This window comes from Microbacterium sp. USHLN272, from assembly GCF_037149655.1.
In the GTDB taxonomy this organism is placed as follows: Bacteria; Actinomycetota; Actinomycetes; order Actinomycetales; family Microbacteriaceae; genus Microbacterium; species Microbacterium galbinum.
In genome coordinates this window covers 1,090,899-1,102,691 of sequence record NZ_JBBCRA010000001.1, presented here as the reverse complement: position 1 = coordinate 1,102,691, position 11,793 = coordinate 1,090,899, and the positions used below count along the sequence as shown (strand labels likewise).

Below are 11,793 nucleotides of genomic sequence, written 5' to 3'. Positions count from 1 at the left end.
ATCCATGACCGCGCAGGCCTCGGACCACGGCGACGGATCTCCCCGCGATTCCCTCCGCGCGGCGGCCGACACCATGCGCGCCGTGCGCGAGCGCTGCGTGTGGTCGCAGCGGATCACGCACCGCGACCTCGTGCCGTACCTCATCGAGGAGTCTCACGAGGTGATCGACGCGGTCGAGAGCGGCACGCGCGACGACCTGCGTGAGGAGCTCGGAGACCTGCTGTGGCAGGTGCTCTTCCACGCCGCGATCGCCGCGCAGGACCCTGACGACCCCTTCGACATCGACGACGTGGCCGACACCCTCACCGAGAAGATGGTGCGGCGGCATCCGCACGTCTTCGCGGGCGAGACCGCGACCACGCCCGAAGAGGTGCTCGTGCATTGGAACGCCGCGAAGGCGGCCGAGAAGCGCACGCGCACGAGCGTGCTCGACGGGGTGCCCCGGGGGATGCCGGCGCTGGCGCTCGCGCAGAAGCTCGCCGGTCGCGCGACCGGCGCAGGGATCGATGCGCCGGTGGCCGACGGTCCGTCGAGCGAGGCCGAACTCGGAGAGGCTCTCCTCGCCCTCGTGGGGCGCGCACGCGCCGAGGGCTGGGACGCCGAGCGGGCGCTGCGCGAACGGCTCCGCGTCCTCGAGCAGGACGTACGGTCCGCCGAGGGCTGAGCGGCGCTGGGTCGCCGAGTCGCCCGGGGTCGCTGAGTCTCCCCGGGGTCGCCGAGCCCGTCGAAGCGTCCCAGGCCTCGCAGCAGACCTGGAAAGATGGAGTCGTGGCTACTGTGAACCCGCCGCGCGGCATGCGCGACATCCTCCCCGCCGACAAGGCCCGCCGTGAGCGCGTGCTCTCCGTCATCCGCGAGCGCTACCGGGCGCACGGATTCGACGAGATCGAGACGCCCGTCGTCGAGGAGTACGCGCGTCTGCACGCCGGCATCGGCGGCGACAATGAGAAGCTCGCCTACAACGTGCTGCGCCGCGGACTCGACGCCGATGCCATCCGCGCGGCCGCCGACGACCCCGCCGCGCTGTCCGACCTCGGGCTGCGCTACGACCTGACCGTGCCGCTCGCGCGCTTCTACGCGAGCAACCGGGCGCAGCTCCCCGCGGTCTTCCGCTCGATCCAGATCGGCGCTGTCTGGCGGGCCGAGCGTCCCCAGAAAGGACGCTACCGCCAGTTCGTGCAGTGCGACATCGACATCATGGGCGACGACTCCTCGCGTGCCGAGGCCGAGCTCATGGTCGCGTCGCTCGATGCCGTCGACGCTCTGGGACTGGACGGCGCGACGGTGCGCATCAACGACCGTCGCGTGCTCGACTGGATGCTCGAGAGCTTCGGTTTCGCCGCGGACGAGCGTCCCGGCGTGCTCATCACGATCGACAAGCTCGACAAGATCGGACCCGACGGCGTCGCCGCCGAACTGCGCGAGCGGGCCGCGACCCCGGGCGCCGTCGACGCGTTCGAGGCGTTCCTGCGTCGCCCGCAGACCCGCGAGTACCTGCCCTACGGCGAGGCGCAGATCCGCAAGGCGCTGCCCGCGGATGCCCCCGACGAGATCGTCGATCACCTCGTGGGCATCGGCGAGGCCGTCGCGGTCGGCCGCGCGTCCGAGGCGACGGGTGCCGCCGGCATCCCGCTCGTGTTCGATCCGTTCCTCGTGCGCGGCATGGGCTATTACACCGGCACGATCTTCGAGCTCGCGCACCCCTCCGTCAGCTATTCGCTGGGCGGTGGCGGTCGCTACGACGGCATGATCGGTCGCTTCCTCGGGCAGCAGGTGCCGGCGGTGGGCTTCTCGCTCGGGTTCGAGCGCCTCGTCGACCTCGTGACGGCTGGCGGCGACGACCGTGAGGAGGCGATCGTGCTGGTGCACGACGCCGACGTCCCGGTCGCCGAACTTCTCGCGCACAAGACCGCACTGATCGCCGAGGGTGCGCGCGTGCGCCTGGAGCGCCGCACGAAGAACCTCAAGGCGCTGCTCGAGCGGGCATCCGCCGACGGCTTCACGTCGTTCGCCACGGTGTCGGTCGGGGCGGCCTCGCTGGAGCGCAAGCCGCTCGCCTGACGGTCGGCTCCGCGCCCGCGTTCACGCGGCGTTCACGTCACCGAGGTCGAATCGGGGCATGGGACGAACACGCCTCCCCATCCTCCTCGGCGCCACCGCCCTGACCGCGGGCTTCGCGGTCGGCGGGCGGGTTCTCCTCACGCGCCAGGCGGCGATCGCTCGGCGCCGGATCGGCAAGCCGCTGGGCGAGGACTCGCTGGATGCGGACCGCATCTGGCGACGCTCGCTCGACGGTGAGCCGATCGAACTCCTCGTGCTCGGCGACTCGCTCGCCGCGGGCCTCGGTGCGGCGCGGCGCAAGGAGACCCTCGGCGGACGCATCGCCAAGGGCCTGGCCGTTCGTCTGCACCGCCCGGTGCGGTTGCGCACCGCTGCGGTCGTCGGCTCGGAGTCGCCGGATCTCGACGCGCAGCTCGACGGTCTCGCGGCGGGGTACCGGCCCGATGTCGCGGTGATCGTGGTGGGGGGAAACGACGTGACGCATCGTCTTCCGGTCGCGACATCGGTGCGGCATCTCGATGCGGCCGTCCGGAGGCTGCGGGCGCTGGGCGCGGAGGTGGTGGTGGGCACCTGTCCCGATCTGGGATCGCTGCGCCCGGTGCCGCAGCCGCTGCGTCGGATCGTGTCGAGCCTGTCGCGGCGGCTCGCGGTCGCGCAGACGGATGCCGCGCGCCTCGCCGGCGCCGAGCCCGTCGACCTGCGCCGATCGGTCGGTCCGATGTTCTTCGACGAGCCGGAGCAGATGTTCAGCCTCGACCGATTCCATCCCAGCGCCCTCGGCTACCGCCGGACGGCCGAGGCCCTGTTGCCGGCGGTCTGCCGAGGAGCGCAGCGGTCGGTCAGGACGCGTCCTCACTCGGTGTCGCGTTGAACGAGGCGGCCCTACCGATCGGAGGCCGGGGGCTGAGCGCGAGGTCCGCTTCTGCGCCGGGCACGCAGCAGGATCGCTCGTCCGCCCACGCCGACGATCACGACGGCGGTGCCGACGAGAGACGCCAGCACGGGGAGCGTGTTCACGAGCATCAGGCACCCGAGCGCGCCGACGACCTGCAGTGCGCGGGGGAAGCGGCGGGCCGCCCCCTCCTGCCGGAAAGCCGCGGCGTTCGCGATCAGGTAGTAGAGCAGAACTCCGAACGACGAGAATCCGATCGCGCCGCGCAGATCGGCCACCAGGACGATGCCGATCACGACCGCGCCGATCGTGATCTCGGCGCGGCGGGGCACCTGCCAACGGGGATCGACCTTCGCGAGCACCGCAGGAAGGTCGTGTTCGCGCGCCATCGCGAGGGTCGTGCGCCCGATGCCCGTGAGCAGTGCCAGGAGCGCCCCGAGCGATGCGGTCGCCGCCGCGACGCGCACCACGGGCGCGAGCCACTCCGTGCCGGTCGCCGTGAGCACATCGACCAGCGGGGCGGGGCTGGTCGCGGCATCCGCTCCCAGAGTGAGCATCACGACGGCCGCGACCGCGCCGTAGACGACGACCGCGCCGCCGAGCGCGAGCAGGATCGCGCGGGGGATCGTGCGCGCGGGATCCACGACCTCCTCGCCCATCGTCGCGATGCGGGCGTACCCGGCGAACGCGAAGAAGAGCAGCCCGGCACCCTGCAGCACGCCATATGCCGTCGCATCGGGGAGCGCCGGGGCAGGGGTGGCGGGCGATGCGCCGAACCCCGCAGCGACGACGATCGCCAGCCCGATCAGCGAGAGCACCACCAGGATGCGTGTGACCAGTGCCGTGCGCGTCACGCCGAAGCAATTCACCGCGACGAGGGCGGCGACGGCCACCGCCGCGACGAGCGTCTCCCACCCCGCGGGGGCGGCGTAGGCGGCGAAGGTCATCGCCATGGCCGCGCAGCTCGCGATCTTGCCGATCACGAAGCTCCACCCGGCGACGAACCCCCACCAGGGACCGATCTCGGCGCGGGCGTACGCGTAGGTCCCTCCCGCGACGGGGTGGGAAGCGGCGAGCTGAGCGGAGGCGGTGGCGTTCGCGTAGGCGACGACCGCGGCGATCGCCAGGGCGACGGGCAGCCCGGCGCCGGCGACGCCGATCGCGGGCGCCCAGACCGAGAAGACCCCCGCTCCGATCATCGAGCCGAGACCGATGAAGACGGCATCGGCGAGTCTCAGTCGGCGGGCGAGGGGCATCCCGTCATCGTCGCATCGATCGGTGAACGGCGGGTGACCCGCGTCAGCGGCGGGCCGCGGTGACCCGCTTCTTCTCGCGGATGTAGACCTCGCGCCGCACGCGGGCCACGACATCCCCGTCGCGATCGGTGATCACGGTCTCGAACCATTCGAGCACCTTCCCACCGCCGTGCGCCTTGCGCCGGATGTCTTCGGCGCGCGCCTTCGACACCGCGAACTCGGCGGTCAGCACTCCGCGTCCCGGCTTGATCAGATCGATCTCGCCGCGGGTGTCCCACACGACGTAGTCCCGGCCGAGCTGGTGCATCACGAGCATGAAGAAGTACGGGTCGGTCATCGCCGACATCGATCCGCCGAACGCCGTCTTGACGTAGTTGCGGGTGAAGACGTTGACGTGCAGCTCGACGGTCGCGTGGGTCCAGTCATCGCTGAAGCGACGGACGCGGATGCCGCTGAACAGGTTCGGGGCCCACAGGCTCATGCCGATCGCGAGGCGGCGGGGAGTGATGCGCATGGCGCCAGTGTGGCCGAGCGTGTCCGCCGGACGAAGTTCGCTGGAGGATTGCGACAGTTGTTATAGTTCACCTATAATTACTAGAGAAACGAGGAGGCGAGATGCTCATCAGGGTCGACATCGACAGCACGCGGCCGCTGTACGACCAGGTCGCCGCCTCCGTGCGGGCCGACATCCTCTCGGGAACCCTTCGCCCCGGTGACCGGCTGCCCTCCGCGAAGGAGGTCGCAGCGGCCCTCGACATCAACCAGCACACCGTGCTGCACGCGTATCAGGGGCTCCGCGACGAGGGGCTCCTCGATCTGCGTCGGGGGAGGGGCGCGGTCGTCGCAGCCTCGGCCGCCCCGCTCGCCGAACTCGCGAGCGATGTCGCCGAGCTGGTGCAGCGCGCCGCCCGGCTCGGCGTCTCCTCCGACACGCTCGCCGCACTGATCCGCTCCCACCGCGCCGGTACGCCCGGCACCGCAGGCCCCGAGGAGGTCGCCCCATGACCACGCACCCTTCCGCGCAGGCATCCGAGAGCCGTCGCGCCCGCGCGGCGTTCCTCGCCGTCGGTGTCGCCCTTCCCGTCGCGCTCGTGGCGATCGGCTCCGCCGTGATCGCCGCGTGGCTGCCCACTCTGCCCGACCCCGTCGTCATCCACTGGGGAACCGCCGGCGCCGACGGGTTCGCCGCGCCGACCGCGTACTTCTGGTTGCTCCTCGCGGTCGGTCTCGTGCTGCCGCTCGCGCTCGCGCTCACCTCCTTCGGAGCATCGCGCGGCAGGTGGGGAGCGACCACGCGACTGATGGGCGGCTTCGCCGCCGGACTCTCGGCGTTCGCGCTCACGCTGTGCCTCGGGTCGCTCGCGCTGCAGCGCGGACTGGCCGACGCGGCCGACACCCCCGACGTCGGGCTCGTCCTCCTGCTCGCGTTCGTCGTGCTGGCCGCGGGAACGGTCGCGGGGTGGGCCGTGCAGCCGCGCGTCATCGACGAGGCGGCCGGCGTCCTCGAACCCCGGCTCGCGGTGCGGGTGGCCGACGGCGAACGGGTGGTCTGGCTCGGCACGACGACGATGCCGCGCGCGGCGCTGCTGTCGATGGCGGGGGTCACGCTCCTCCTCGCCGTGCTCGCGGCGTACATGCTCGCGGCGGGTGCCGCGGGCGGGTGGGTCACCACGATCAGCGTGATCGTGGTGGGCGGTGCGCTCGCCGTCACCTCCGCGTTCCGCGTGCGCATCACGCCGTCGGGGTTCGCCGCGCGGTCTCTGCTCGGCTGGCCGCGGGCGGTGATCCCGATCGATCGGATCGTCTCGGCGCGCGCCGTCGACATCTCTCCGTTCGGGGACTTCGGGGGCTGGGGATGGCGGATCGCGGTCGACGGCCGTACGGGGATCGTGATGCATCGGGGCGCCGCGATCGAGATCGCACGCCGTGACCGCAAGCCCTTCATCGTCACGATCGACGGCGCCGAAGAAGCCGCCGCGCTCCTCCAGGCCTACGCCGAGCGCCATGCATCCGACAGCGAACGAGAGGCCTCCTGATGACCGCTGCACGCCCCTCCCTTCCCCGACGCGTTCCGTGGAGCGCGGTGATCGTGTTCGTCGCGCTCGCCTGCGGCCTCGCCTGGCTCGTGGCGCTGCCGCTGTGGCTCGGCGCGGGGCTCGCCTCGCCGCTCACCCCGGTGCTGCTGCCGGTGATGATGTTCACGCCGGCGGTCGCCGCGCTCATCGTGACCTTCGCGCTCAGGGTCCCTGCCCCGGGCGGTCGCGCCCGGTTCCTCGGACTCTGGCCGCTCCGCCCGGCGAAGCGCGTCGTCTGGCTGATGGTGGCGGGGTGGCTCGTTCCGCCCGTGCTCGTGGCGCTCACGATCCTCGTCGCCGCCGCACTCGGGTTCGTGCAGATCGACCTCGCCTTCGGCGGATTCGCCGCCCAGATCGCCGCCGCTCTCCCGCCCGGCACCCCGATGCCGCCCATCGAGCTGCTGGTCGTCGCGCAGTTCGCGATGATCCCCGCCGGCGCGCTGCTCAACAGCGTCCTCGCGTTCGGCGAGGAGCTCGGGTGGCGCGGATGGCTCCTCCCGGCCCTGCGACCGCTGGGCACGTGGCCGGCGCTCCTCCTCAGCGGAGCGATCTGGGGGCTGTGGCACAGCCCGGTCATCCTGCTCGGGTACAACTTCGGCCGGATCGACTTCTCGGGTGTGCTGCTCATGGTCGCCGGATGCATCGCGTGGGGCATCCTGCTCGGGTGGCTGCGCCTACGGTCGGCATCGCTCTGGCCCGCGGTCCTGGCGCACGGAGCGCTCAACGCCGCCGCCGGGCTCGTGCTGGTCGTCGCCGCTTCCGCACCCGACATGGCGCTGGCCGGCCCCCTGGGGGTCGCGGCCTGGATCGTGATCGCCGTCGTGGTGCTCGTGCTCGTCGTGACCGGCCAGTTCCGCCATCAGCCCGAGCTCGCCGACGGGCACGGCCGACTGCTCTCGGTACCGCGCGAGGGGGCGGTGAACCCACCCTCTTGACGGTGTCGGGCTCGGCGGGTTGGCTGAGGCCATGGAATCCACACCGCAGACCTGGTCGGACGCCGACGTCTACCTCGCCGACACCCTCGTCGGGCACGACGATGCCCTGGAGGCCGCGCTCGCCGCGCAGCGCGCGGCGGGCCTCCCCGAGATCGAGGTCGCGCCGGTCGGCGGCAAGCTCCTGCACCTCCTCGCCCGCGTCAGCGGTGCGCGCCGGGTGCTCGAGATCGGCACGCTCGGCGGGTACTCGACGATCTGGTTGGCACGAGCGGTCGGTCCCGAGGGGCGCGTCGTGACCGTCGAGGCCGAGGCGGCGAATGCGGCCGTCGCGCGGGCGAGCATCGACGCCGCGGGGGTAGGGGAGCAGGTCGACATCCGGATCGGCCGCGGCGCGGACGTCCTGCCGACCCTCGTCGGCGGGTTCGACCTCGTCTTCATCGACGCCGACAAGGAGTCGAACACGATCTACCTCGACTGGGCGGCGAAGCTCGGTCATCCCGGCACCGTGATCGTGCTCGACAACATCGGCCGCGAGGGCGAGATCGTGCGCGCGGACTCGACCGATCCGAAGGTGATCGGCACGCGCGACGGACTGCGGATGCTCGGAACCGATCCGCGATTCGACGCGACCGCGCTGCAGACCGTCGGCATCAAGGGTTGGGACGGCGTGGCGATCGCCCTGGTCGTCTGACGTTCGGCTGCTGTTCGCCCCGGGAGGGCTTCGAGGCGTCGGAGGGGGCGGGCTAGACTGGGCGACGGATCGAAGACGCTCCACATCACTCTTCCCCCTGAACAAGGAGCACATCAGTGGCACTGATCGAGGCTGTAGGCGCACGTGAGATTCTCGACTCGCGCGGAAACCCGACCGTCGAGGTGGAGGTGCTCCTCGACGACGGCATCGTCCAGCGTGCCGCCGTTCCCTCCGGTGCCTCCACGGGTGCGTTCGAGGCGTACGAGCTGCGCGACGGAGACAAGAGCCGCTACGGCGGCAAGGGCGTGCTGAAGGCCGTCGAGGCCATCATCGACGAGCTCGGCCCGGCCCTCGAGGGTGTCGAGGCGAGCGAGCAGCGCATCGTCGACGAGATCCTCATCGAGGTCGACGGCACCGAGAACAAGAAGCGCGTCGGCGCGAACGCCATCCTCGGCGTCAGCCTCGCCGTGGCGAAGGCCGCCGCCGACTCGGCCGACCTGCCGCTGTTCCGCTACCTCGGCGGACCGAACGCTCATGTCCTGCCCGTCCCGCTGTTCAATGTCATCAACGGCGGCGAGCACGCCGACAACGGCATCGACATGCAGGAGTTCTTCCTCGCGCCGATCGGTGCCGAGACCTACTCGGAGTCCCTGCGCTGGGGCGTCGAGACCTACCACGTGCTGCGCAGCGAGCTGAAGGCCGCCGGCTACGCGACGGGCCTCGGCGACGAGGGCGGCTTCGCCCCCGACCTGCCCAGCAACCGCGAGGGCCTCGACTTCCTCGTCAAGGCGATCGAGAAGGCCGGCTTCACGCCGGGCCGCGACATCGCGCTCGGCCTCGACGTCGCCGCGACCGAGTTCTTCACCGACGGCGTCTACCGCCTCGACAACAAGGACTGGGACGCCGAGGCGCTCACCGAGTACTACGTCGGCCTCGTCAACGACTTCCCGATCGTCACGATCGAGGACGCCCTCGCCGAGGACGACTGGGACAACTGGAAGCACCTCACCGAGGCGCTCGGCTCGAAGGTGCAGCTCGTCGGCGACGACCTGTTCGTGACGAACCCTGCCCGTCTCGCCGACGGCATCAAGCGCGGTGTCGCCAACTCGCTGCTGGTCAAGGTCAACCAGATCGGAACGCTCACCGAGACGTTCGACGCGGTCAGCCTCGCGCAGCGCTCGGGCTACACGGCGATGCTCTCGCACCGTTCGGGCGAGACCGAGGACACCACGATCGCCGACCTGGTCGTCGCGACGAACGCGGGTCAGATCAAGGCGGGTGCGCCTGCTCGCAGCGAGCGCGTCGCGAAGTACAATCAGCTTCTGCGCATCGAAGAGGAACTGGGCGATGCGGCGGTCTTCGCCGGCCGCTCGGCGTTCCCGCGCTACCAGGGCTGATCGCAGCTGAGACATCGATGAAGGAGGAGCCGTGGTACGACGACCGGCTCCTCCTTCGGCGTCTCCGGGGCCGTCCGCGACGGCATCCGGAAAGGCTTCCGTGACCACGCCCGCGTCGCGCCGTCGTCGCGGGGCCGAGGCGAAGGTCGACGTGCGGGAGTGGGCCGCCGGCATCCGTCTCTCGGCGTTCTCGGTCATCATGCTGTCGCTCGTGGTGCTGGGTGCCTGGGTGCTCGTGCCGACGCTCGGCACGTTCATCGACCAGCGGCAGAAGATCGCTGCCCTCGAGGCTTCGGTGCAGGTCAGCGAGGAGCAGATCGCCGAACTCGAGCAGGAGCGCGAACGCTGGGACGACCCGGCGTACATCACGACGCAGGCGCGTGAGCGCCTCTACTACGTCAAGCCGGGCGAGGTCGTCTTCCTCATCGACAACGACCTCGACGCCACCGACCTCCCGCGCGAGCAGGAGCCGGTGAGCGACACGCTCGAGGAGAAGCCGGCCGACTGGATGCCGCAGCTCCTGCGCACCCTGGTGTCGAGCGGTCTGAGCGACACCGCCGCCGTCGCGCAGTGACCGGCGCTCCGAGCATCCTCTCGGCAGCCTCCCCTACGCTGGTGGGGTGACCACGCCGCCTTTCCCCGCGCCCACCGCCGCCGAGCTCGCCGTCGTGACGGCCCAGCTCGGGCGCCCCGTCCGCGGAGTCGTCGGCATCGCCGCGCGCTGCGCCTGCGGCAACCCGACGGTCGTCTCCACGACGCCCCGCCTGCCCGACGGAACCCCGTTCCCGACTTTCTACTACCTGACGCATCCGGCGGCGACGGCCGCGATGTCGACGCTCGAGGCCACGCAGGTGATGCCCGAGCTCGCCGCGCTCCTCGAGACCGATGACGACGTGGCCGCCGGCTACCTCGCCGCGCACCGGGCGTATCTCGCCGACCGTGCGCAGTTCGGCGAGGTCGCCGAGATCGACGGGATCTCCGCCGGGGGAATGCCGACGCGCGTGAAGTGCCTGCACGCACTGGCCGGGCACGCGCTCGCGGCAGGCCCGGGAGTCAACCCGATCGGCGATCTCGCCCTCGCCCGCTCGAGCTGGTCGCCCGAGGTGTGCCGCTGCGATGCGCCCGGAGCGGCGCTCCGCGACGAGACGGATCCGTCGGCGTGACGGTCCGGCGGACGCTGCGCACCACCGCCGCGGCGGCGCTGGTGGCGGTGTCCGTCCTGCTCCTGGGCGCGACGGCGACCCCCACTCCGAGTCCGGGGCCGGGCACCGGTCCCGTGCCCGACGATCCCTCCGATCCGGTGCGGGCGCAGGAGTACTGGCTCGACGGCGCACGGATTCGCGAAGCCTGGCAGACGACGCGTGGAGAAGGCGTCACGATCGCGGTGATCGACACCGGCATCGGCAAGGTGCCCGAGGCCTTCGGCGACGCGGTCATCGGCGGCACCGACGTGTCGGGAACCGGATCGCCCGACGGCCGCACCGCGTTGGGCGCGGTCGACGGCAACCACGGCTCCTGGGTCGCGTCGCTCGCGGCCGCCCGAGGTGCCGCCGACGGCACCGGCATGATCGGGGTCGCCCCCGAAGCGAATCTCCTGTCGATATCGGTCGGCTTCGGGGCAGCGGCCGCCGTGCCCTTCAGCGAGCAGGTCGCCGAGGCGATGCGCTGGGCGGTCGATCACGGCGCCGACGTGATCAACCTCTCCTTCACCACGAACACGCTCGACTGGGACGAGAGCTGGGACGACGCGTTCCTCTACGCCTTCGACCACGATGTCGTCGTGGTGGTCGCCGCCGGCAACCGGGGGAGCGGCACGAGCATCATCGGTGCTCCCGCGACCATCCCGGGCGTGCTCACGGTCGGCGGCGTCGACCAGACCGGCACGGCCAGCGTCGAGGCGTCGACGCAGGGCATCACGATCGGCATCTCGGCGCCGAGCGAGGGGCTGCTGGGCATCTCGGCCGACGGCAAGCTCGCCTCCTGGAACGGCACCAGCGGCGCAGCACCGATCGTCGCGGGCATCGCCGCGCTGATCCGGTCGGCCCACCCCGAAATCCAGGCCATCGATGTGATCAACCGCATCATCAAGACCGCGATCCCGGTGCCCGGTGTCACCGAGGTCCCCGATCCGCTCTACGGATACGGACTCGTGGATGCCGCGGCGGCGATCTCCGCTGAGCTCCCCTCGGTCGACAAGAACCCGATGGGAGATCTCGCCGAGTGGGTGCGGCTCTATCGCCGGGCCGCGGCGGCCGATCCCGAGCCGGAACCCGAGGCGACGCCGGTGGAGGTTCCCCCGCTCCCCGCCGCCGACGCACCGACCGAACCGGGTTCCCCGCTCCTTCCCAGCGCCGATTCACTGCGCTACGGTACCCTGCCGCTCGTCGCACTCACAGTCCCTGGTATCCTGGTGGGGCTTGGCGTCACCGCAGCTGCCCGGCGCATCCGATCGGCGCGCGTTCGACGTACGCCACATTCCTGACTCC

The 11,793-nt window shown here is 71.6% G+C and carries 13 protein-coding genes; 11 read left to right on the top strand and 2 right to left on the bottom strand.

What is annotated here, in order from left to right; genetic code table 11:
* Nucleotides 1-4 precede the first annotated feature (4 nt).
* From WFJ97_RS05460 to WFJ97_RS05450, 3 genes are all read left to right on the top strand, one after another.
* Nucleotides 5-664 carry a MazG family protein gene (locus WFJ97_RS05460; RefSeq protein ID WP_336640737.1) on the top strand — a complete coding sequence of 220 codons (660 nt, stop codon included), beginning with the start codon at nucleotides 5-7 and terminating at the stop codon, nucleotides 662-664.
* 131 nt (nucleotides 665-795) lie between these two features.
* On the top strand, nucleotides 796-2,061 hold the full coding sequence (gene hisS, locus WFJ97_RS05455; protein ID WP_336641858.1) for a histidine--tRNA ligase: 1,266 nt from the start codon (nucleotides 796-798) through the stop codon (nucleotides 2,059-2,061).
* Nucleotides 2,062-2,119: 58 nt separating this feature from the next.
* Nucleotides 2,120-2,932 (top strand): SGNH/GDSL hydrolase family protein, encoded by an 813-nt coding sequence (locus tag WFJ97_RS05450; RefSeq protein ID WP_336640736.1) that lies wholly within the window; start codon nucleotides 2,120-2,122, stop codon nucleotides 2,930-2,932.
* A gap of 11 nt (nucleotides 2,933-2,943) precedes the next feature.
* On the opposite strand, the gene WFJ97_RS05445 is transcribed toward WFJ97_RS05450, so the two are convergent.
* Both WFJ97_RS05445 and WFJ97_RS05440 read right to left on the bottom strand, forming a co-directional pair.
* Nucleotides 2,944-4,209 carry an APC family permease gene (locus tag WFJ97_RS05445; protein ID WP_336640735.1) on the bottom strand — a complete coding sequence of 422 codons (1,266 nt, stop codon included), beginning with the start codon at nucleotides 4,207-4,209 and terminating at the stop codon, nucleotides 2,944-2,946.
* 43 nt (nucleotides 4,210-4,252) lie between these two features.
* The gene (locus WFJ97_RS05440; RefSeq protein WP_336640734.1) at nucleotides 4,253-4,723 is read right to left on the bottom strand and encodes a PaaI family thioesterase; all 471 of its coding nucleotides are present in this window, start codon (nucleotides 4,721-4,723) and stop codon (nucleotides 4,253-4,255) included.
* A gap of 101 nt (nucleotides 4,724-4,824) precedes the next feature.
* Here WFJ97_RS05440 and WFJ97_RS05435 point away from each other — a divergent pair, with 101 nt between their 5' ends.
* The 8 genes from WFJ97_RS05435 (at nucleotide 4,825) to WFJ97_RS05400 (ending at nucleotide 11,789) form a co-directional block, all read left to right on the top strand.
* Nucleotides 4,825-5,214 carry a GntR family transcriptional regulator gene (locus WFJ97_RS05435; protein ID WP_247623034.1) on the top strand — a complete coding sequence of 130 codons (390 nt, stop codon included), beginning with the start codon at nucleotides 4,825-4,827 and terminating at the stop codon, nucleotides 5,212-5,214.
* Entirely contained in the window at nucleotides 5,211-6,245 is a 1,035-nt protein-coding gene (locus WFJ97_RS05430; protein WP_336640733.1) for a DUF1648 domain-containing protein, read from the top strand. Before WFJ97_RS05435 ends, WFJ97_RS05430 begins: the two co-directional genes overlap by 4 nt.
* Nucleotides 6,245-7,219, top strand: coding sequence for a CPBP family intramembrane glutamic endopeptidase (locus tag WFJ97_RS05425; protein WP_336640732.1), 975 nt, complete (start codon nucleotides 6,245-6,247; stop codon nucleotides 7,217-7,219). The genes WFJ97_RS05430 and WFJ97_RS05425 overlap by 1 nt, the downstream gene beginning before the upstream one ends.
* Nucleotides 7,220-7,250: 31 nt before the next feature.
* Nucleotides 7,251-7,910: an O-methyltransferase gene (locus WFJ97_RS05420; protein WP_336640731.1), complete on the top strand. Its 660-nt coding sequence runs from the start codon at nucleotides 7,251-7,253 to the stop codon at nucleotides 7,908-7,910.
* A gap of 116 nt (nucleotides 7,911-8,026) precedes the next feature.
* Nucleotides 8,027-9,307: a phosphopyruvate hydratase gene (eno, locus tag WFJ97_RS05415; RefSeq protein WP_247623030.1), complete on the top strand. Its 1,281-nt coding sequence runs from the start codon at nucleotides 8,027-8,029 to the stop codon at nucleotides 9,305-9,307.
* Nucleotides 9,308-9,407: 100 nt separating this feature from the next.
* Entirely contained in the window at nucleotides 9,408-9,881 is a 474-nt protein-coding gene (locus WFJ97_RS05410) for an FtsB family cell division protein (RefSeq protein WP_247623029.1), read from the top strand.
* Between the two features lie 46 nt (nucleotides 9,882-9,927).
* Nucleotides 9,928-10,470: a DUF501 domain-containing protein gene (locus WFJ97_RS05405; protein ID WP_247623028.1), complete on the top strand. Its 543-nt coding sequence runs from the start codon at nucleotides 9,928-9,930 to the stop codon at nucleotides 10,468-10,470.
* Nucleotides 10,467-11,789 (top strand): S8 family serine peptidase, encoded by a 1,323-nt coding sequence (locus WFJ97_RS05400; protein WP_336640730.1) that lies wholly within the window; start codon nucleotides 10,467-10,469, stop codon nucleotides 11,787-11,789. Before WFJ97_RS05405 ends, WFJ97_RS05400 begins: the two co-directional genes overlap by 4 nt.
* Nucleotides 11,790-11,793 lie beyond the last annotated feature (4 nt).

Bases quoted from the DNA above. Each gene is read 5' to 3' on its own strand.
- hisS (WP_336641858.1), top strand. From the start codon at position 796: ATGCGCGACATCCTCCCCGCCGACAAGGCCCGCCGTGAGCGCGTGCTC.
- WFJ97_RS05445 (WP_336640735.1), bottom strand. From the start codon at position 4,209: ATGCCCCTCGCCCGCCGACTGAGACTCGCCGATGCCGTCTTCATCGGT.
- WFJ97_RS05425 (WP_336640732.1), top strand. From the start codon at position 6,245: ATGACCGCTGCACGCCCCTCCCTTCCCCGACGCGTTCCGTGGAGCGCG.
- WFJ97_RS05430 (WP_336640733.1), top strand. From the start codon at position 5,211: ATGACCACGCACCCTTCCGCGCAGGCATCCGAGAGCCGTCGCGCCCGC.
- WFJ97_RS05450 (WP_336640736.1), top strand. From the start codon at position 2,120: ATGGGACGAACACGCCTCCCCATCCTCCTCGGCGCCACCGCCCTGACC.
- WFJ97_RS05460 (WP_336640737.1), top strand. From the start codon at position 5: ATGACCGCGCAGGCCTCGGACCACGGCGACGGATCTCCCCGCGATTCC.
- WFJ97_RS05420 (WP_336640731.1), top strand. From the start codon at position 7,251: ATGGAATCCACACCGCAGACCTGGTCGGACGCCGACGTCTACCTCGCC.
- WFJ97_RS05440 (WP_336640734.1), bottom strand. From the start codon at position 4,723: ATGCGCATCACTCCCCGCCGCCTCGCGATCGGCATGAGCCTGTGGGCC.
- WFJ97_RS05435 (WP_247623034.1), top strand. From the start codon at position 4,825: ATGCTCATCAGGGTCGACATCGACAGCACGCGGCCGCTGTACGACCAG.